This window comes from Lentzea sp. HUAS TT2, assembly GCF_051853195.1.
Lineage (GTDB): Bacteria > Actinomycetota > Actinomycetes > Mycobacteriales > Pseudonocardiaceae > Lentzea.
Map to the genome: position 1 here is coordinate 8,838,975 of NZ_CP196667.1, position 20,738 is coordinate 8,859,712.

17 protein-coding genes are annotated in these 20,738 nt (G+C 70.3%); 4 read left to right on the forward strand and 13 right to left on the reverse strand.

Annotated elements, in window-relative coordinates:
- Window positions 1–5 precede the first annotated feature (5 nt).
- Both ACSHWB_RS41930 and ACSHWB_RS41935 read left to right on the forward strand, forming a co-directional pair.
- On the forward strand, window positions 6–2,726 hold the full coding sequence (locus tag ACSHWB_RS41930) for a glycoside hydrolase family 2 TIM barrel-domain containing protein (RefSeq protein ID WP_439658877.1): 2,721 nt from the start codon (window positions 6–8) through the stop codon (window positions 2,724–2,726).
- A 40-nt stretch (window positions 2,727–2,766) separates the two neighbouring features.
- On the forward strand, window positions 2,767–3,771 hold the full coding sequence (locus tag ACSHWB_RS41935; RefSeq protein WP_439658878.1) for an LLM class flavin-dependent oxidoreductase: 1,005 nt from the start codon (window positions 2,767–2,769) through the stop codon (window positions 3,769–3,771).
- 184 nt (window positions 3,772–3,955) lie between these two features.
- Here the strand turns inward: ACSHWB_RS41935 and ACSHWB_RS41940 are convergent, their stop codons facing one another.
- Complete coding sequence (locus tag ACSHWB_RS41940; RefSeq protein WP_439658879.1) at window positions 3,956–5,230, reverse strand: lanthionine synthetase LanC family protein; 1,275 nt, start codon at window positions 5,228–5,230, stop codon at window positions 3,956–3,958.
- A 25-nt stretch (window positions 5,231–5,255) separates the two neighbouring features.
- On the opposite strand from ACSHWB_RS41940, the gene ACSHWB_RS41945 reads away from it, so the two are divergent.
- On the forward strand, window positions 5,256–6,107 hold the full coding sequence (locus ACSHWB_RS41945) for an aminoglycoside phosphotransferase family protein (protein ID WP_439658880.1): 852 nt from the start codon (window positions 5,256–5,258) through the stop codon (window positions 6,105–6,107).
- Window positions 6,108–6,137: 30 nt separating this feature from the next.
- On the forward strand, window positions 6,138–9,167 hold the full coding sequence (locus tag ACSHWB_RS41950) for a BTAD domain-containing putative transcriptional regulator (RefSeq protein ID WP_439658881.1): 3,030 nt from the start codon (window positions 6,138–6,140) through the stop codon (window positions 9,165–9,167).
- Window positions 9,168–9,189: 22 nt separating this feature from the next.
- On the opposite strand, the gene ACSHWB_RS41955 is transcribed toward ACSHWB_RS41950, so the two are convergent.
- The 12 genes from ACSHWB_RS41955 to ACSHWB_RS42010 form a co-directional block, all read right to left on the reverse strand.
- Window positions 9,190–9,963 (reverse strand): ABC transporter permease, encoded by a 774-nt coding sequence (locus ACSHWB_RS41955; protein ID WP_093589331.1) that lies wholly within the window; start codon window positions 9,961–9,963, stop codon window positions 9,190–9,192.
- On the reverse strand, window positions 9,960–10,910 hold the full coding sequence (locus ACSHWB_RS41960; protein ID WP_439658882.1) for an ATP-binding cassette domain-containing protein: 951 nt from the start codon (window positions 10,908–10,910) through the stop codon (window positions 9,960–9,962). The genes ACSHWB_RS41955 and ACSHWB_RS41960 overlap by 4 nt, the downstream gene beginning before the upstream one ends.
- A gap of 68 nt (window positions 10,911–10,978) precedes the next feature.
- Window positions 10,979–12,100, reverse strand: coding sequence for a MalY/PatB family protein (locus tag ACSHWB_RS41965; RefSeq protein WP_439658883.1), 1,122 nt, complete (start codon window positions 12,098–12,100; stop codon window positions 10,979–10,981).
- A 15-nt stretch (window positions 12,101–12,115) separates the two neighbouring features.
- Entirely contained in the window at window positions 12,116–12,559 is a 444-nt protein-coding gene (locus tag ACSHWB_RS41970) for a winged helix-turn-helix transcriptional regulator (RefSeq protein ID WP_439658884.1), read from the reverse strand.
- The gene (locus ACSHWB_RS41975) at window positions 12,556–13,491 is read right to left on the reverse strand and encodes an LLM class F420-dependent oxidoreductase (RefSeq protein WP_439658885.1); all 936 of its coding nucleotides are present in this window, start codon (window positions 13,489–13,491) and stop codon (window positions 12,556–12,558) included. Before ACSHWB_RS41975 ends, ACSHWB_RS41970 begins: the two co-directional genes overlap by 4 nt.
- On the reverse strand, window positions 13,488–14,576 hold the full coding sequence (locus tag ACSHWB_RS41980; RefSeq protein WP_439658886.1) for an acyl-CoA dehydrogenase family protein: 1,089 nt from the start codon (window positions 14,574–14,576) through the stop codon (window positions 13,488–13,490). Before ACSHWB_RS41980 ends, ACSHWB_RS41975 begins: the two co-directional genes overlap by 4 nt.
- A gap of 119 nt (window positions 14,577–14,695) precedes the next feature.
- Window positions 14,696–16,171 (reverse strand): alpha/beta hydrolase, encoded by a 1,476-nt coding sequence (locus ACSHWB_RS41985; RefSeq protein WP_439658887.1) that lies wholly within the window; start codon window positions 16,169–16,171, stop codon window positions 14,696–14,698.
- Between the two features lie 74 nt (window positions 16,172–16,245).
- Window positions 16,246–16,995, reverse strand: coding sequence for a glucose 1-dehydrogenase (locus tag ACSHWB_RS41990; protein WP_439658888.1), 750 nt, complete (start codon window positions 16,993–16,995; stop codon window positions 16,246–16,248).
- Window positions 16,996–18,501 carry an aldehyde dehydrogenase family protein gene (locus ACSHWB_RS41995; protein WP_439658889.1) on the reverse strand — a complete coding sequence of 502 codons (1,506 nt, stop codon included), beginning with the start codon at window positions 18,499–18,501 and terminating at the stop codon, window positions 16,996–16,998.
- An 8-nt stretch (window positions 18,502–18,509) separates the two neighbouring features.
- On the reverse strand, window positions 18,510–19,358 hold the full coding sequence (locus ACSHWB_RS42000; protein WP_439658890.1) for an SDR family NAD(P)-dependent oxidoreductase: 849 nt from the start codon (window positions 19,356–19,358) through the stop codon (window positions 18,510–18,512).
- An 18-nt stretch (window positions 19,359–19,376) separates the two neighbouring features.
- Window positions 19,377–20,462 carry a Zn-dependent alcohol dehydrogenase gene (locus ACSHWB_RS42005; RefSeq protein WP_439658891.1) on the reverse strand — a complete coding sequence of 362 codons (1,086 nt, stop codon included), beginning with the start codon at window positions 20,460–20,462 and terminating at the stop codon, window positions 19,377–19,379.
- 78 nt (window positions 20,463–20,540) lie between these two features.
- A complete protein-coding gene (locus ACSHWB_RS42010; protein WP_439658892.1) occupies window positions 20,541–20,732 on the reverse strand; it encodes a ferredoxin in 192 nt (63 codons plus the stop codon).
- Between the last annotated feature and the right edge of the window lie 6 nt (window positions 20,733–20,738).

The window sequence follows — 20,738 nt, forward strand, 5'->3', positions numbered from 1 at the left end:
ACGTCTTGTCGTACATCGAGGAAATCGGCCCCGGCACCGGTTCTTTGTCGCCGCGTGCCTTCTTCACCTCCGACGCGGCCTCGTTGCCGCTCGACGGGACCTGGGACTTTCGTCTCGACGAGGGCGACTGGGGCACCATCACCGTGCCGGGACATTGGCAGCTGCAGGGACACGGTTCGCCCGTGTACACGAACGTGCGCTACCCGTTCCCGGTCAAGCCGCCGTTCGTGCCCTCCGACAACCCGACCGGCGACTACCGGCTGGTGTTCGACCTGCCGGAGAACTGGCCGGACGAGCCGGCGGCACTGCGCTTCGACGGCATCGACTCGTGCGGACTGGTCTGCCTCAACGACGTCGAGCTGGGTGTCACCCGCGGCAGCAGGTTGCCCGCTGAGTTCGAGGTAGGCCATCTGCTCCGCCCGTCCGGCAACGTGCTGACCGTGCGCGTGCACCAGTGGTCGGCCGGTAGCTACCTCGAAGACCAGGACATGTGGTGGATGTCCGGGATCTTCCGCTCGGTGGCGCTGCTGTCCCGGCCGCGCGGGGGCGTGGCGGACTACGAGATCCACGCCTCCTACGACCACGTCTCCGGTACGGGCACGCTGTCGGTCGAGGGCGGGATGCTGTCCGTGCCGGAGCTTGAAGTGAGCGATCTCCTTCCCGGACAGTCGTTCTCGCTGCCCGTCGAACCGTGGAGCGCGGAAAGCCCCCGGCTCTACGACGGCGTCGTGCGCACCGGCGCCGAACGCGTGCCGGTGCGGATCGGGTTCCGTTCGGTCGCGATCTCCGACGGCGTGCTGACCGTCAACGGCGCCCGTGTCGTGTTCCGGGGCGTGAACCGGCACGAGCACCACCCCCGATTCGGCCGCGCCGTGCCACGAGAGGTCGCACTCCAGGACGTGCTGCTCATGAAGCGGCACAACGTCAACGCCGTGCGCACCAGCCACTACCCGCCGGACCCGTACTTCCTGTCGTTGTGCGACGAGTACGGGCTGTGGGTGATCGACGAGTGCGACCTGGAGACGCACGGGTTCGGCGAGCTGGACTGGGCCGGCAACCCCAGTGACGACCCGCGCTGGGCCGAGTCCTATGTGGACCGGATGCGGCGGATGGTCGAGCGGGACAAGAACCACCCGTCGATCGTGCTGTGGTCGCTCGGCAACGAGTCGCACACCGGGCGCAACCTCGCGGCGATGGCCTCGTGGACCCGTGACCGCGACCCGTCCCGGCCGGTGCACTACGAGGGTGACGCCGACTGCGAGTACGTCGACGTCTACAGCCGCATGTACGCCTCGCACGAGGAAGTCGACGAGATCGGGCGGACGCACGCCCACGGACTGCCGTTCGTGCTGTGCGAGTTCGCACACGCGATGGGCAACGGGCCGGGCGGGATGCTCGAGTACCGCGAACTGTTCGAGCGGTACCGGCACGTGCAGGGCGGGTTCATCTGGGAGTGGATCGACCACGGGATCGAGCGCGACGGGCAGTTCTTGTACGGCGGTGACTTCGGCGAGCCGTTGCACGACGGGAACTTCGTGATCGACGGGCTGGTGTTCCCCGACCGGACGCCGTCGCCGGGGCTGGTGGAGTTCGCCAAGGTCTTCGAGCCGGTGCGGATCACGGGTGGCGAGGCCGGGATCCGGGTCGAGAATTTCTACGACCACGTCGGGTTGGACCACCTTCGGTTCGACTGGGTGTACGAGGACGACGGGGTGGAGGTCGCCTCGGGCACGCTGGAGGTGGCCGAGGGGGACCTGCCGCTCCCCTCACTCCCTTCGGTGTCGGGCGAAGGCTGGCTGACCGTCCGTGCCTCCCTGGCCGCCCCCACCACCTGGGCTGACGCCGGCCACGTCGTCGCCTGGGGCCAGATCCCCGTCTCCCCGGCCGCCCCCTCCTCCCCAGCCACCGCCACCGAACCCCTCCACCTCGGCGGCACCCTCACCCTCGGCCCCGGCGAGTTCGACCCGGCCACCGGCCGGCTGACCAAGCTCGGCGACCTCCCCCTCGACGGCCCCCGCCTGGACCTCTGGCGCGCCCCCACCGACAACGACCGCGGCTCCGCCCACCCCGAGGAACAGGCCTGGCGCGACGCGGGCCTGCACCGCCTCCAGCACCGGGTCGTGGAGATCACCCACGAGTCCGGGTTGGTCGTCCGCACCCGCGTGGCACCCCCGGCCTGGGGTTTCGGCATGCTCGCCGACTACCACTGGACCGCGACCGGCGACCGGCTGCACCTCCGGGTGGACCTCACCCCGGACGGCGACTGGCCGTGCACGCTCCCCCGCCTCGGCCTGCGTCTGGCGCTCCCCACGGCGGACACCGTCGAATGGTTCGGCAAAGGCCCCGGCGAGGCGTACGCGGACAGCCGCCAGGCCGCCCGCGTCGGCCGGTTCACCTCCACCGTTGACGCGCTGCAGACGCCGTACGTCTTCCCGCAGGAGAACGGCAACCGCGCCGACGCCCGCTGGCTGGACATCGGCGGGCTGAGGATCGAGGGCGAGCCGGTGTTCGACTTCACCGCCCGCCGCTGGACCAGCGAGGACCTCGACGCCGCCCGCCACACGTCCGACTTGTCGCCCCGCGACCGCGTGTACCTGAACCTCGACCTCGCCCAGCACGGCCTGGGCACGGCGTCGTGCGGCCCGGGTGTGCTGCCGCAGTACCGGCTACAGGCGCGGAAGGCGTCGTTCGCGGTCACGTTCGTTCCAGCATCTGGACGTAGTTGAGACGTCACCTAAAATCGGAGGGGAGATACGAGGAGGGTCCGTGCCGCGGAAGTCAGAGCCGTTGCGAAAGCTGGGTTTTCTCACCATCGGCCTGTTCGACGAGAACGACCCCGGAGCAGGCCACCGGTCCACGCTCGACGTCATCGTGCTGGGCGAGGAGCTCGGGTTCGACAGCGCCTGGGTCCGGCACCGGCACCTGCAGTTCGGCATCTCCTCGCCGGTCGCGGTGCTGGCCGCAGCCACCCAGCGGACCAGCAGGATCCAGCTCGGCACCGCGGTCATCCCGCTGGGCTGGGAGAACCCGCTGCGGCTCGCCGAGGACCTCGCCACGGTCGACGTGCTGTCCGGCGGCAGGCTCAACCCCGGCATCAGCGTCGGCCCGCCGATGCACTACGACGACGTCAAGGACGCGCTCTACCCGGAGACCGCGGACGTCGAGAACTTCAGCTACGACCGCGTGCAGCGGCTGCTGGACTTCGTGGGCGGCGAGAAGGTCGCGTCGTTCAGCGGCGTCGAGGGCATCGAGGTCTGGTCGGACCGCGTCCAGCCGCACGCTGCCGGACTGCGCGAGCGCATCTGGTACGGCGGCGGCAGCCTGCGTTCCGCGAAGTGGGCGGGCGAGCACGGCCTGAACCTGCTGACCAGCAACGTGGCGCAGTCCGAGCTGTCCGAGGACTTCGCCGAGACCCAGCTGTCGCACATCAAGACGTTCCGCGAGCACGGCGGCGGCCGCGTCTCGCAGGGCCTCGTGGTGATCCCGACCGACTCGGCCACCTCCGAGCAGCGCGCGAAGTACCAGGCCTACGTCGACGGACGCGCCGCGCGGGCCGGCAAGACGTTCGGCCCGCGCAAGTTCATGTTCGAGCGCGACATCATCGGCACGTCCGCCGAGATCGCCGACCAGCTGTACGCGCACCTCGGCTTCCAGGAGGTCGACGAGGTGGCGTTCGCGCTGCCGTTCAGCTTCGCGCACGAGGACTACGTGCAGATCCTCACCGACATCGCGACGAAGCTGGGCCCGGAGCTGGGCTGGTCACCAGCCTGAGCGCCTGATCAGCAGTCCTACCCGGAACGACGGTCACGCCCACCCCCAGACTTGAGCGCACCCGACTCAAGTCTGGAACCGCACGCGGGGACCCTACGTACTCTCAGAGGGCACGCGGGGCCCCCGTGTGCCCCAAAAAAATGGCGCGCGCTGGGTGCTTGTGTCTCTTCGGGGACCGGGCTGGTCACCCGCCTAGCGACCACCAGGTGTCCATGCGCGGCACCGACCTCAGGTCGCCCTGTTCCACGCGGCCCGCGTGGAACAGGAACCCGGCGATGCCCGCCGCCCCCTGCATCCAGCCGATGCCGGGCGGCAGCAGCGGTTCGTCGTTGCGGTGCTCGATGAACCGCCAGCACACCCCGGCGCCATCGGCGACGGCGCGCTCCACCAGCACGTCGGCCAGGTGCAGCGCGAAGTCCGTGTGCTGACCCGAGTCCAGCAACACGTCGCCGACCCCGGCCGTGCCGCAGCACCGGCCGTCGTTGTCCCAGAAGCCCGGGTACTTCCGTTCGGGCAGGCCCGAGACGCGGATGCTGTGCAGGCCACGGCGATGCCACTCGCCGACGTTCACCCCGGCCACCTCCGGCACTCCCGCGTGCCGCAACGCCGGCCACAGCAGCGAGGTGCCGGTCGGACCGTGACACCAGCCGTAGCTGAACGGCTCCACGTCCTCGATGCCGGGAAAGCGGGTCCTCACGCGGAACCCGCCGTCGCTGGTGTCCCCGAGCGACACGAGGTGCTCGGCACCCTCGACGGCCGCCGCGACGAGATCCGGGCGGGCGAACTCGGCACCGGCCAGGGCGAACGCGGTGGCGATGCCCGCGACACCGTGCGAGAAGTTGGGCGAGTGCCAGTCGTTCGTCGTGAACCGCTGCGGCACCCAGCGCCAGTTGGCGCCGACCTCCGCCTCCTCGCGCTCGGCCAGCAGGACACCGGCCGCCACCCGTGCGAGCTCCTCGGCGCCCTCGATGCCGTGCCGGTGCGCCCACACCGCGCTCAGCAGCATGCCCGCCGTGCCCACCACCAGATCGTGCGCACGGGCGCCGGGAAGGTACTTCGCCTCGTCGGAAAGGAACTCCTGCGGCCATCCGTCCGGTGTGGACAGTTCCAGCAGCCTGGCCACCGCCGCGTCGGCCCCCGGCTCACCCAGGGTCGTCAGCACGCTGATCGCACTGCCCAACCCGTTGAAGAACGTGACTTCGCGCGTCGTGCCGATACTCGCCCGCACGCACGCCGCGATGGCATCGGCCAACTCCGCCTCGCGCGCCGTCCACTCCCGGCTCAGCCTGATCTCCGCCAGCACGTGCGCCAGGCCGCCGACGCCCGCGTACATGCCCTCGCGCCACCGGACTTCCAGCTCACCTCCCGGGAACTCCGGGATCCACACCCCGTCGTCGTAGCGCACCTGATCCAGCACCCATCGCCAAGCGAGCTCGGCGGTCCCCCAGTACGTCGCCATGCCCTCGATCATTACATTGGCGGAGGTGACTGTGGAGCGAATCCTCGCGGCTGCCGGGCTCACCGGCGCGACGACGAGCCCGTTGGGTGGCGGCACCTACAACTCGGTGTTCCGCGTGTCCGCACGCGAGGGCGAGTTCGTGCTGAAGGTGTCGCCGGGCGACCAACCGGGCCTGACCTACGAGCGGCACCTGATGCGCACCGAGGCGTTGTTCTGCACGCTCGCGTCGAAGGTCGCGCCGGTGCCGGAGGTCGTGCACGCCGACGACACCGCGCTCCTGGCCACGTGCCTGCCGGGCGAGCCGGTCTTCGGCCGGTCCGACGTGGACCGTCCGCTGCTGCGCCGTCAGCTCGGCGAGGCCACCAGGGCGGTGCACGAGGTGACCGGGCCGGGTTTCGGTTATCCCCAGCTCGGCCTGCACGACACGTGGACCGCGGCGTTCTTCGGCATGTACGACGCGGTGCTGGCCGACGCCCGGCGCTACGGCGTGCCGCTCCCCACGGCTGACCTGGCCCGGCACGCGAAGGCGTTCGACGAGGTGACACGCCCTGCGCTCGTGCACTTCGACCTGTGGGACGGCAACATCCTCGCCGACACCGGACTCACCGGGCTCGTCGACGGTGAGCGGGCGTTCTGGGGCGACCCGGTCGCGGAGTTCGTGTCGCTCGCGCTGTTCGGCTCGATCGAGGACGACGCGGACTTCCTGAGCGGCCACGGCTTCGAGTTCACCGACTCCGCCCGCGTCCGGCTGGCCGCCTACCAGGCCTATCTCTACTCGATCATGCTCACCGAACGGGTGCCGCGCGGCAGCACCGACGAGGCGATGGAACGCGTGATCATGGACGCGCTGACCCGAGCACTCGGTGTTCTCGCCTGATCGCGGCACGTGATCTGGGAAGCTGGACCTGTGCGCGTGGTTTTGCTGGGCCCGACGACCGTCGAGACCGAGGCCGGCACACCGGTCGACATCGGTGGTGCCCGCGTTCGCATGCTTCTCGCACGCCTCGCGCTCGACCCAGGCCGGCCGGTGCCGACGACGACGCTGATCGACGACCTGTGGGGCGAGCAGCCGCCAGCCGACGCCGTGAACGCCCTGCAGTCGCTCGTGTCGAGGCTGCGCAAGGTCTGTCCCGTCGCGCTGGAGCCGGGCGGGTACCGGCTCGGTGTCGCGACCGAGGACGTCGACGTCTTCCGGTTCGAACGGCTGCGCGCCGCCGGACGGCTGGACGAGGCGCTCGCGTTGTGGCGTGGTGACGCGCTGGCCGACGTGCGGGAGGCGCCGTTCGCCGGGCCCACCGCCGCCCGGCTCGAGGAAGCCCGCCTGTCCGCCGAGGAGGATCGCGGCGAACTGGACGTCGCCGCGCTGACGGCGTTGCACGAGAAGCACCCGTTGCGGGAACGCCTGGCGGGCCTGCTGATGCGGGCGTTGTGCGCGCAGGGCAGACAGTCCGACGCGCTGCACGTCTACGCAGAGGTCCGCGGCAGGCTGGCTGACGAGCTCGGTGTCGATCCCTCGCAGGAGCTGCAGGACGTCCACCTCGCGGCGTTGCGCGGCGAGCTCGGGCCACGGCCGGTGGCCGACCGGCTGCCCGTGCGGCTCACCAGCTTCGTCGGCCGCGAGGACGAGCTCGCGGAGATCTCCGGACTGCTCGGCCAGGCCCGGCTGGTGACGCTGGTCGGACCGGGCGGCGCCGGCAAGACGCGGCTGGCCACCGAGGTCGCGGCGCGGCATCCGTTGCACGGCAAGGGACGCGTGTGGTTCGCGGCACTGGCCGGCGTCCGGGAGGCCGAGGACCTGCCGGGTGTGGTGCTCAAGGCGTTCGAGCTGCGGATGGGCGGCGACCCGATGCGCAGGCCCAACGAGGGCATGGACCGCATCGCCGAGGTGCTCGGCGCCGGCGAGTCGTTGCTGGTGCTGGACAACTGCGAGCACCTGATCGGGGCGTCCGCGGAGTTCACCACCCAGCTGCTGCGCAGGGTGCCGAACCTCAGGGTCGTCGCGACCAGCCGGGAACCGCTCGCGATCGACGGCGAGTCGCTGTGCCAGATCGGCCCGCTGGCCGTGCCGAACGGTCAGGCGGACGTGGCCGGGTTCGGCTCGGTGCGGCTGTTCCTCGACAGGGCGGAGGCGGTGAAGCCGGGCTTCCGGCTCGACGAGTCCACTGTGGACGACGTGCGGATGGTCTGCCGCAGGCTCGACGGCATGCCGCTCGCACTGGAACTCGCGGCGGCCAGGTTGCGGTCCATGACGATCCGGCAGATCACCCAGCGCCTGGACGACAGGTTCCGGCTGCTCACCTCGGGCAGCCGCACGGCACTGCCCCGCCAGCGCACGCTGCGCGCGGTCGTGGAGTGGAGCTGGGACCTGCTGACCGAGGACGAACTGGTGCTCGCCCGCAGGCTCGCGGTGTTCCCGGCGGGCGCCGACCTCGCGGCGATCGAGGCGGTCTGCGGCGAGGACGCGCTGTACGTGCTGGCCTCACTGGTCGAGAAGTCCATTGTGGACGTGATCGAGCTCGACGGCGAGGCGCGGTACCGGATGCTGGAGACGATCCGGGTGTACGCGGACGAGCAGCTCGACGCCTCCGGGGAGAAACGGGAGTTCATCGGCAGGTTCCGGCGCTACTACCGCGACCTGACCGTGCGCTGGGAGCCGTTCGTCCGCACCGGGCGGCAGATCGAGGCGATCAAGGTCTACCAGGCGGAACAGGACAACGTCGTGGCCGCGCTGCGCGGCGCGATCGACGATCGTGACGCCGGCCTGGCGGCGGACCTGCTCGGCGGCGTGTTCTGGTATTGGCTGATCAAGGGCGACAACGAGCGCTCGGAACGGGCGGTGCGCGAGGTGCTCACCCTGTCCGACGACCTGCCGGCCGACGTCGTCGCCACCTTCCGGGCGATGCGCATGATCATGTCCGCGATCCCGGGACTGCCGGAGCCGATGGAGGCCTCGCAGGTCATCGAGGACTGCGTGAACACCGGTGCCACCCAGAAGTACCCGTCACTCGCGATCGCCCTGCCGATGCTCGCGTTCCTGAGCCAGAACAAGGAACTGGCGCGCCGCGAGGTGCACCGCGCCGTGGCGAGCGAGGACGCGTGGGCGCGGGCGGGCGCCGACTGGGCGATGAGCTTCATCCTGTCCGACGAGGGCGATCTCTCCGGTGCCGAGCAGGCCCGCGACCGCGCGTACGACCAGTTCACGGCCGTGGGCGACCGGTGGGGCTCGGCGATGACGCTCGGCATGAAGGCGGCGTTCATCTCGCACACCGGCGACAACCTCGCCGCGATCGCGCTGTACCAGCAGGGGCTGGAGGTGGCGCGGGAGCTGGGATCGGCGGAGGACACCGTGCAGCAACGGTGGCGGCTCGCGGTGGAGTACGCGCGACTCGGCGACAACGAGGCGGCCGCACGCGAGGTGGCCGAGGCCGAGCAGTACGCCCACGACGCCGGCAACGACCAGCTGAACCTGATGATCGGCTACGCCAAGGCCGAGGTCATGCTGCGGTCGAACCGGACAGCGGAGGCACGCGAACTGAGCGCGCGGTTCCGGGAGGCCACCACGATCGCCGCCGCGCTCACCCCGTTCGTGACGGAGTGGTCGGCGATCCTGGACGCGCGCATCCTGCTCGCCGACAACCTGCCGGACGAGGCCGAGCCGTTCGTGGCGATCGCGGTCGGCACCACGTCGGAACGCTCCGACATGCCGGATCTCGCCGCGGTGACCGAACTCCTGGCCCGCGTGCGGCACGCGCAGGGCCGCACCGAGGCGGCGACCGGGCTGCTCGCCCTGGCCCAGCTCATCCGCGGGCGGCTCGACATGGGCGACCCGGACGTGCGGCGGATGGTCGCCGAGCTGGGTGAGCCGGAGCCGCTGACGATCCCCAAGGCCGAGGCGCTGCACCAGGTGCGCGAAGAGGCGGGCCTCAGCACCGGCTGAAGCCCGCCTGGTTCCCGTTCGCTCACACGCGCTTGCGGTAGGCCCACATCGCCAGCGGGAAGAACACCGCGACCGCGCCAGCCATCCAGATCAGCGACCCGGTGAGCGGGCCGGCGATCGCGCCGCCGTTGAGCAGGCCGCGCAGCGCGTCCGAGAGCAGGCTCACCGGACTGATGTCGGCCCACGCCTTGAGCCAGCCCGGCATCGTCGAGGTGCCGACGAACACGTTGCTGCCGAACGTCAGCGGCATGATCAGCACGAACATCATGCCCTGCACGGCCTGCGGGGTCTTGAGCAGCATTCCCACGAACACCGACGCCCAGCAGAAGCACAGTCCGAACAGGATCGTCAGCGCGGCCGCGATCAGCAGCTCAGCCGGGCCGGTCTGCACCCGGAAGCCCATGATCGTGGCGACCACCAGCAGTACGACGATGCACACGACGTACCGCACGATGTCCGCGAGCACCGCCCCGACCAGCGGAGCCGACCGCGCGATCGGCATGGAGCGGAACCTGTCGAACACGCCCTTGGAGACGTCCGTGTTCATCTGCACGCCCGCGGTCATGCTGGCCTGCAAGATGTTCATCACCATGATGCCCGGAACGAGCATCTGCAGGTAGGCGTCCGTGTTGCCGGCGAGCGCGCCACCGAACAGGTAGGTGAACATCACCAGGAAGATGATCGGTGCGAGCGTGACGTCCATCAGCTGCTCGGGGTTCTTGCGGATCTTGAGGATTCCCCGCCAGGCGAGCGAGAAGCCGTGGCGCATCCCCCTGTCCAACGCGATCGTGCTCATACCAGGCTCCCTTCGTTCTGCTTGCCGGTGAGTGCGAGGAACACCTCGTCGAGCGAGGGCAGCCGCAACGCCAGTTCGTCGGCGGTGATGCCGGCGTCGTCGAGCTTGCGGACCAGAGTGGACAGCAGCACCGGGTCGTTCACCGGCGCCGTCAGCAGTCCCGTGTCGTCGTCGCGGGTCGGCCTGACCCCCGTCAGGTCACCGAGGATCCGGTGCACCGCGTCCAGATCGCGCAACGACGTCGGCCGCACCTGCAGCGTCTGCCCGCCCACGCGCCGCTTCAGCTCGTCCGGCCTGCCCTCGGCCACGACCCGGCCGTGGTCGAACACGGTGATCGAGTCCGCGAGCTGGTCGGCCTCCTCCAGGTACTGCGTGGTGAGCAGGACCGTCACGCCGTTCGCGACGAGCTTGCGCACCACCGCCCACACCTCGTTGCGGGCGTGCGGGTCCAGCCCGGTGGTCGGCTCGTCCAGGTACAGCACGGACGGGTTGCCGACCAGGCTGGCCGCGAGGTCGAGCCGCCGGCGCATACCTCCCGAGTACGTCTTGGCGGCCCGTCCCGCAGCGTCGGTGAGCTCGAACTGCTCCAGCAGCTCCGCGGCCTTCGCCCGTGCCCCCGCACGGGAGAAGTCCAGCAGCCGCGCCAGCAGCACGAGGTTCTCCGTGCCGGACAGGTCCTCGTCCACCGACGCGTACTGCCCGGTCAGCCCGATCAGCGACCGGACCGCCCGCGGGTCCTTGAGCACGTCGTGCCCGTGGACCGTGGCGTGTCCCGCGTCCGGGCGCAGCAACGTGGCCAGCACCCGCACCGCCGTGGTCTTGCCCGCGCCGTTCGGCCCGAGCACCCCCACGACCTTCCCCTCAGGCACCTCGAGGTCGACGCCGTCCAGCGCTTTCGTCTCCCCGTAGTGCTTGACCAGGCCTTCTGCCCTGATCGCCAGCGCCATCGTTGGTCCCTCCCTGTGTCAGGGGGAACTGTGCGCCGCCGCGCTGACAGAGCGCTGGTAGCGGGCTGTCAGCGCCTGACAGCCCGGGCCATCCGCGTGACAGCCTCGGTGAGGATCTCGGGCGAGGTGCCGATGTTGAGCCGGACGTGCCCCTCGCCGCCGCTGCCGAACCCGGCGCCGGACATGAGCGCGACCCTGGCTCGTTCCACGAAGAACGCGGCCGGGTCGTCGCTGATGGCCCGGCAGTCGAGCCACGCCAGGAAGGTCGCCTCGGAGGGTTCGTAACCGATCTCGGGCAGGTGTTCGGTGAGCAGGTTCTTGAGGAGCTTCCGGTTGTCGTCGAGGCCGGCCAGCAGCGCGTCGAGCCACTCGCCGCCGTGGCGCAGCGCGGCCGTGTGCGCGATCGTGCCGAAGTGGCTGGGCCCGTGGCTGACCTCCTCCGGCAGGTTCGCCAGCTCATCGGTGTTCGCGACCGCGACCGCGGCCCGCATCGCCGCCAGGTTCCAGCCCTTCGACGCGGACATGAGCGACATCCCGCGGTCGTCGACGCTCAGGTACGGCACGAACTTCGCGCTCCTGGACACGACCGGCGCGTGGATCTCGTCGGCGATCACGCGGACGCCGTACCTCTTCGCCAGCCCCGCGAGCGCCGTCAGCTCTTCGGCGGTGTGGACGGTGCCGGTCGGGTTCTGCGGGTTGCACAGCAGGTACACCGGGCGGTCGGCCTTGACGTGCCGGAACGTCCGCTCCAGCACTTCCAGGTCGAGCCGTCCGTTCGTCAGCGGCGCCTCGATCACCGCTCGGCCCGTGCTCCTGACGAACAGGTAGAACGGCGGGTACACCGGCGGGCTGACGATCACGGGGTCGCCGGGCCCGGACACCAGCTTGACCAGCTCGACGATGCCGAGCATCACGTCGGACACGAGCGCCGTGCGGGCCACGGCGATCCCGTCCCAGCCCCACCGTTCGCGCGCGAACGCCGCCAGCGCCTCGGGGTAGTCCGTGCCGGCCGGGTAGCCGGTGTCGCCGAGGTCCAGCGCGTCGACGACGGCCTGCCGGACGGGCTCAGCCAGGTCGACGTCCATCTCGGCCACCCACAACGGCAGCACGTCGTCCGGATACTGCCGCCACTTCACGCTCGTGCGTCGCCGTAACCGTTCCAAGGACAGCTGGCTCAGCGGGTTCAGCATGCAACCCAACGTAGGTCACCCGGGATGCGCCGTCACGTTGTGCGCGGTGATCTCCTCACCGCAGCACCGGCAGGCGAGGAACGCGTCGGCGGGCTTGCCGCACGCGCTGTGCTCCAGCACGATCGGCGGCCCGTCCGGATCCGGCACGTGCGCGTCGCCCCACTTCATGAGGATCACGATGGCGGGGAACAACTCCAGCCCCGCCTCGGTGAGCCGGTACTCCTCGCGGTCCTCCGCGTACGGCACGCGGTGCAGCAGCCCGGCCTCGACCAGCGTCTTGAGCCGCGCGGACAACGTGGGCCGCGGGACGTTGAGGTTGCGGACGAACTGCCCGTACCTGCGGACGCCGAAGAACGCCTCGCGCAGGATCAGCAGCGTCCACTTCTCCCCCACGAGGTCGAGCGCCCGCCCGACGGACTCGCCGCGGAACCGGCGGTCGAGGGCGTCGGGGTCGATCATCGGCGTTCCTTCGTCAGCAGCGGGGAGAGCGTGGCGAGCAGGTTTCGGCCCGCCGGGTCCTCGGCCGTGGCGGGTACCAGGCCCACGTGTCCGGCGCCGGCGTCGAAGTACTCGGTGACGCGGTTGGCGATGTCCTTGGCGGAACCGATGGCGCCCACCGCTTCGATCAGGTCTGTGGGGATGGCCTGGGCCAGTTCTGCGCGCGGTTTGCCTGCTCGGGCCTGCTCCACCAGGGGGCCGTGGCCCAGGGCGGTGAACATCTCGCCGTAGCCGGGCGGGGAGAGGTACACGGAGAGCTGGGCGCGGAGCTGCTGGAGGGTCGCTGGGCCCGGGTCCAGGGCCGCCGGGATCCAGACGGCGAGAGGCGGAGGGGAAACAGGGGCAAGGCGCTGGTGCACCTCCCCCACGTGGCCGGAGCTGACCAGGTTGAGCACCACCTCGTCCCCCACCTCCGCCGCCACCCGAGTCATCGCGGGCCCGAACGCCGCCACCGAGATCGGCGTCCCGGCAACCGGCTCCTGCAACCGAAAGCCCGCCACCCGGTTCCCGTCCAGGAGAGCCCGCGTGTCCCGCACGGTCTCCCGCATCCGCCGCACCGGTTCCCACTCCCGGCCGTGCCACCCGCTCACGATCCGCGGACTAGACGCTCCCAAAGCCAACCCAGCCGGCCGCCCGGTCATCGCGACCACTGTGGACAGTCCCAGCGCGAGCGCCACCGGACTCCGCACCCCGACCGCGAGCGGCCCGATCCTCAGCGAGATGTCCGACGTCCGCAGCCCGACAGCCGTGGCCAGGGCGAAGGCGTCGAACGTGGCCATCTCCCCGATCCACAACGTCGAGAACCCGGCCTCGTCCGCCGCCACGGCGATGTCCAGGGCCTCCGAAGGCGGCCGATCGAGCCAGAACGGTGTCACCACCCCCACCGATGTCACAGCTGCTCCGTCCGCGCGGGCACCCCGAGCAGCACCTTGCCCGGCAGCTCCAGCGAGGCGGCGTTGACCTGGAAGTGCGCGGAGGCCGTGTGCGCGTCCCGGAACCGCCGCTGCATCGCCCCGTCGTAGATCGCGCCGCCACCGGCGAGGTCGTAGAGGTCCGACACGACGAGACGTGCGGTCCGGGTGGCGTGCGTGGCCGCGAGCCGCACCCCGGCCCGAGCCTCGACCGGCACCGGCTCACTCCCCTGCGCCGCCTCCCAGGCCTCCGCGACGGCCTCGTAGTAGAACGCCCGCGCAGCCCTCAAAGACGCCGAGGCCGAGGCCACCGCGGCCTGCACCGAGCCGCGTTCGGCCAAGGTGCGGCTGGACCCGAGCGGCTTGCGACCAGCGAGCGCCACGAAGTCGTCCACCGCACCGAACGCGTTCCCCAAAGCCGCCGCCGCGACCGACAGGGCGAAGAACCCGAAGACGGGAAAGCGGTACAGCGCACCATCCCGCAGCGGTCCGTCCAAAACGGACAGAACCCGCGCATCGGGCACGAACACGTCCCGCGCCACACAGTCGTGACTCCCGGTGCCGCGCAACCCGGTCGTGTGCCAGGTGTCGAGCACCTCCAACGCGGACTTGGGCAGCGCGGCCACCTTCAGCGCCCCGGCAGGGTCGACGAACCCGGCGAGCAACCAGTCGGCGTGCCCGATCCCGGAGCAGAACGACCACTGCCCGGACACCACGACACCGCCTTCGGCCGCGACGCCACGTCCCTTCGGCGCCCACACCCCGGCCGCGACCGACAAAGGGTCCGCGAACACCTCCTCGGCACCCTCCGCAGGCAGATAGGCGGCCAGCAGACCGGAGGTCGCCGCGATCGACACGCACCAGCCGGCGGACGCGTCACCGCGGGCGATGGCCTCGGCGGTGGCCAGTGTCTCGGCCGGCGGACTCTCGCCCCCACCGAGCGCACGCGGGACACCGAGCCGGAACAGCCCCTCTGAGCGGATGGCCTCCACCAGTTCGGGAGCCAGCGCACGGGCCTCTTCGGTCTTCGGCGCGAGCTCGCGGGCGAGGTCGGCGAGAGCGGACACGGCGCCTCCTGGTTCAGAATTCTTACCGGTTCAGTTTCGTTACCGTAGCCACCCCCGAACCGGCAGAGCAAGAGGGGCCTCACACGGAACAGGTGAGGCCCCTCTGACAGAACAGAACGTCAGGCGAACGGCGACTTGTCGATGCCGCAGGTCTTCTGAGCAGGCAGCACCCCGGTGAACAGGTACTCCCGCTTCACCTTCTCCGCGCACGTGCTGCGCACGTACATGGAGGTGTGCCCGTAACCCTCGACGGTCAGGAACCCCGTGCGAGCCATCTCGGCGGCACCGTCACGAGCACCGTGCAGCGGCGTCGACGGGTCGAACCTGCTGTTGATGAACAGGATCGGCGCTGACGTCCAGCGGTTCCACGGCCCGGTGTAGCGATCGTCGTCACGGCCCTGCCAGAACGCGCAGGCCATCATGTCGAACACCACGGCACGGCCCCAGTACGGCACCCGCTGGTCCTCGCTCCTGCCGTACTTCGAGTACGCGGCGGGGTCGCGCGGGAAGTTGCTGTCCGAGCACTGCACGGCGTTGAAGCCCTCGAACCGGTTCGACACGTAGTCGGCCGACGCGGTCAGCGAGGCCGGCGCCTCCCAGACCCGCTGCAGCACCTGGGCGATGCCCTGCCAGGTGTCCGGCTGTGCCATCCCGTCCCACACGGTGCTGATCAGCGAGACGCGGTCGAAGCGCCCGTCCGGCGTGGTGACGGGAGACGCCGTCACCTTCGCGACGAGGTCCGCCCACTTCTGGTTCAGGTCACCGCCCGCGAACGCGCACTGGGCACTGGCCGCGCACAGCTTCAGGAACTGGTCGAACGTCTCGGCGACCCCGCGCGGCACGTCCTGGCGGGTGTCCAGCGGCACGGTCGTGCCCTGGTCACCGTGGCCGGTGGCGTTGCCGATGAAGTCGAGCGAGCCGTCGAACGCGAGCGCGCGGACCTTGTCCGGGAACATGTTCGCGTAGATCGCGCCGAGGTGCGTGCCGTACGAGATGCCGTGGTACGTCAGCTTCTTGTCGCCCACGGCCTTGCGCAGCTGGTCGAGGTCACGGGCGGTGTTCGCGGACGAGACGTGGTCCAGCAGGTCGCCGGACCTCTGCTCGCAGCGCCGCACGAACTCGCGGTAGCTGTCGTAGAACGCGGGCTCCTCCGCCGCGGTGTCCGGGTAGACCGGGATGGAGTTGAGGAACGACTGCTGTTCCTCGACGCTGTCGAAACACCGCACGGTCGCCGAACGGCCGATGCCGCGCGGATCCCACGACACCACGTCGAACCGCGCCCGCAGCTCGGACGAGAACAGCCACTCCCACTTGCCGCGGGCCCGCAGTCTGTCCACACCGGACGCCCCGGGACCGCCGAAGTTCACGAACAGCGAGCCGATCCGCTTCGCCGGGTCGGTCGCGGGCAGCCTGATCAGCGCCAGGTCGATCTTCGTCCCGGACGGCTGGTCGTAGTCCAGCGGCACCTTCGCGGTGGAGCACTGGAACCCGTCCTGGCAGTCCTGCCACGACAGGGCAGGTGGTGCCTCTTCCGTGGCCATCGCAGCCGGCGCCAGCCCGACGAGCAGCGCGGCCGTCAACAGTATTGATCTCAAATGTGCTCCCCAGTTTCTGACCTCTCGACCACGAAGACGCCGTCGAGATCAACTGGGTTGCTTGCTGGTAACCGTCAACCGCTCAGCGCGTGCGTAGCAGTCGCCCCTCCGTCCACCACGAACTCCCCGCCCGTGCAGTACGCGCTGTCGTCACTGGCCAGGAACAACACGACGTTCGCGACGTCCTCCGGCTGCCCGATCCGCCGCAGCGCCAGCTTCTTGCCGATCGGAGACACGTCGATCGGCCTGCCCAGCGCCTCGCTGACCATCGGGGTGTCGATGGCGCCGGGATGCACGGAGTTCACCCGGATCCCGTGCTGCCCCAGTTCCATCGCGGCCACCTTGGTCATGCCCCGGATCGCGAACTTCGACGCCGTGTACGCCACCAGGTACGGCATGCCGCCCAGGCCCTCGACCGACGACACGTTCACGATCGAGCCACCGCCGGCGGCCTTCATCGACGACACGACCGAACGCATGCCGAGGAACGTGCCGACCTGGTTGATGCCGATCACCCGCTGGTAGTCGGCGAGCTTGGTCTCGGCCAGCGCGGAGAAGTGCAGGATCCCGGCGTTGTTCACGAGAACCGTGATGTCGCCGAACGTCTGCACGGTGAACGCGACGGCCTCGGCCCACTCGTCCTCCGACGACACGTCCAGGTGGCAGTACTCGGCGCCCAGTTCGGCCGCGAGCGCCTTGCCCTGGTCGTCGAGGACGTCGGTGATCATCACCCGCGCGCCCTCCGCGGCGAACCGGCGGGCGGCGGCCTCGCCCTGACCCCGGGCCGCGCCGGTGATCAGGGCTACTTTCCCGGAAAGCCGCATCTACATCATCTCGTCGGTCAGAGGCATCATCACGGTCTTGAGCTCGGTGTAGGCCTCGTAGGCGCTCTGGCCGCCCTCCCTGCCGAGGCCCGACTGCTTGTAGCCGCCGAACGGGATGTGCGGTTCGAGCTGGAACCCGTTGATGCCGACCATTCCGACGCGCAACGCCTTCGAGACGCGGAACGCGCGGCGGACGTCGTTGGTGTAGACGCCGGCACCCAGGCCGTACTCGGTGTCGTTCGCGATCCGGATGGCCTCCGCCTCGTCGTCGAACGGCACGATGGTCAGCACCGGGCCGAAGATCTCGTCCCGCGCGATCGCCATGTCGTTGCTGGCGTCGGCGAAGATCGTGGGCGCGACGAAGTTCCCCGACGAGTAGTCGCCGTCGAGCCGGGTGCCGCCGGTGACCAGGCGGGCGCCCTCCTCCTGACCGCGCTCGATGTAGCCGAGCACGCGTTCGAGCTGCTTGGCGTTGATCAGCGGGCTGGCCAGCACGGCCGGGTCGAACGGGTCGCCGAACGTCACCGCGCCCGCGAGCATCTGCGCCATCGCGATGAACTCGTCCTGCGCGTCCCGCTGCACCAACGCCCGTGTGTGCGCGACGCACGCCTGACCGGAGAGGCCCATGGTGACCATGCCCATGCAGGTCATCGCCGCCAGGCCGACGTTCGGGGCGTCCGCGAACACGATCGCGGGCGACTTCCCGCCCAGTTCCAGGGAGACGCGCTTCATCGTGCCGGCCGAGGCCTCGACGATCCGGCGGCCGACGGTGCGGCTGCCGGTGAAGCTGATCTTGTCGATGCCGGGGTGGGTGATCAGCGCCTCGCCGGTGGGGTTACCGGGGCCGGTGACGAGGTTGACGACGCCTTCCGGCAGGCCCGCCTCGATCAGCAGCTCCACCAGGCGGATCACGCAGAACGACGCGTACTCCGAGGGTTTCACCACGACCGTGCAGCCGGCGGCCAGCGCGGGCGCGAGCTTCTGGGCGAACAGCACGAACGGCGCGTTCCACGGCAGGATCGCCGCGACGACACCGACCGGTTCGCGGAACGTCATCGCGAGGTGGTCGCCGCCCTGGTACGGCGGCAGGGTCTGGCCACCGACCTTGTCGATCCATCCCGCGTGGTGGTCGAAGATGTCGGCCGCGATGCCGACGGAGGTGGCGTAGATCTGCCCGAACGACAGCGGCACGCCGTTGTCGAGCGCCTGCAGTCCGCGCAGCTCGTCGGCGTGCTCGCGCAGCAGGTCGCCGTACCTGCGCAGGATCTTGATGCGCTCGCCCGCCCGGCTGCGGGGCCAGGGACCCTCGTCGAACGCCTTGCGGGCCGCGAGCACCGCCGCGTCCACGTCCTTGGCCGAGGCGACGGCGAAGCTGCCGATCTCCTCGCCGGTCGCGGGGTGGTGGTGGGTCCAGGTCTCGTCCGCCTCGCGGAACTCGCCTCCGATGAGGAGCCGGCCGTCCTTGAGGCCCAGCGTCTCGCGGTGCGGTTGGACGGTGAGCGTCACAGCTCCTCCTAGAGCGACATCGTGTCCGTGCAGGCGAAAGTCCTTTGTGGATCCCGGTCGGCGAAGTAGCCGTCGAGATCGGTGAACGCGCCGAACTTCTGCTCGACGGTCGGTGGTGCCATCAGCGCGACCATGCCGCCGTGCACGACGAAGACCTGTCCGTTGATCTTGTCGCCGGACGGTCCGGCCAGGTGCGCAACGAACTTCGCGACGTGCTCGGGCGCCAGCGAGTCGTCGCCCTCCGGTGCGTCACCGAACACGTGCGCCGTCATCTGGGTGCGGGCGCGCGGGCAGATCGCGTTGGCGCGCACGCCGTAACGGCTGGTGCCTCGCGCGGTCGCCACGGTCAACGCGGCGATGCCCGCCTTGGCCGCCGCGTAGTTGGCCTGGCCTTCCGAGCCGAGCAGGAACGCCTCCGAGGAGGTGTTGACGATCCGCGCGTAGACCGGTTCGCCCGCCGCCTTCGACTGCTGCTTCCACAGCGAGACAGCGTTGCGCGACAACAGGAAGTGACCGCGCAGGTGCACCCGCACGATCAGGTCCCACTCCTCGTCGGACATGTTGAACAACATCCGGTCGCGCAGCACGCCCGCGTTGTTCACGACGACGTGCAGCCCGCCGAACTGCTCCATCGCGGCGGTGACGAGGGCGTCGGCGGTCGCCCGCTCGCCCACGTCACCCTCCACGACGACGCACTTCGCGCCCAGCTCCTCGATCTCGGCCGCGGCGGCATCGGCCGATCCCGGCAGGTCGTTGAGCACGATCGACGCACCGGCCCGCGCGAGCTCCAGGGCTTCCGCACGGCCGAGCCCCGCACCGGCGCCGGTGACCACGGCGACCTTCCCCGCAAGGTCCACAAGAGACTCCCAGATGGTTCAGTCGAAGAGAATGACCTGCCGGATCAGGGATCCGCCGCCCTTGAGCGCCTGCAGGCCCTCGTTCACGTCCTCGAGCCGGATCCTCTTGCTGATCATGCCTTCGAGGTCCAGCCGGCCCTGCCGCCACAGCGCGATCATGCGCGGGATGTCCCGGCGGAAGTTCGCCGTCCCGTAGAACGAGCCGTGCAACGTCTTGTCGTGCAAGAAGAGTTCCTGGGCGCTGAACGACACCATCGCGTCCGCCCGTCCGGCGCCGACGACGACCGTGTGGCCACCGCGGCGGGTCAGGTCCCACGCCTGCCGGATGGTGGCGGGCAGGCCGACGACGTCGAACACGTAGTCGAAGCCCATGCCGAAGTTGAGCTGGTTGTTCAGGTCCGCGATGCCGTCGGGTGTGGTCGCGTGCGTGGCACCGAACTTCTGCGCCACCTCGTGCTTCTCCAGCACCGGGTCGACCGCGACGATCCGTGCGGCGGCAGCGAGCCGCGCACCCTGGATCACCGCGACACCGACACCACCGCAGCCGATCACGGCGACACTGGCGCCCGCCTCGACCTTCGCGGTGTTGAGCACGGCCCCGACGCCGGTCAGGATGCCGCACGACAGCAGCGCGGCGATGTCCCACGGCACGTCGTCGTCGATCTTCATCGCGGCGTCGGCAGGGACGACCATCTCCTCGGCGAACGCGCCGAGCCCCGCGTACCCGAAGGCTGGGTTGCCCCCGACGACGAACCTCGGTGACGTGAACGCCGAGATCGTGTGGACGAGGCACAGATGCGACTGGCCCGTCACGCATTGGGCGCACTTCCCGCACGGCGGCACGAACGTGATCGCCACGTGGTCGCCGACCGCCAGCGACGTCACGGCGCTCCCGATCTCCGCGACCTCGCCGGCACCCTCGTGCCCGACGACGCCCGGCGCGAGGGCCGGCAGCGTTCCGTCCATTGCGGACAGGTCGCTGTGGCACACCCCGCACGCCTTGATCTTGATGCGGATCTCCTGCGGCCCCACCGGAGTGGTGGTCACGTCGTCGCGGAGCTCCAGCTTGTCGTCGCCTACCTGGTTGAGCACGGCAGCCTTCACCGGTATCACTCCTCGCTGAGCTCACGGCCGAACTACCCGTCGGACACTAGAATCTGTTCCTGTTCTTGACAAGGCCCATCAGCGTGAGAGGCGCAGTGCGCCCTTGGGGCACGAGGCCACGGCGCGCTCGGCCAGAACCTCCTCGCCCGAGGTCAGCTCACCGTCCCGGATCTGCAGAACTTCGTCATCGTCAAGGTCGAACACCTCGGGCAGGATGGACATGCACTCCCCGTGCGCCTCGCACAGCGAAGGGTCGACGCCGACCTTCATCGCGGC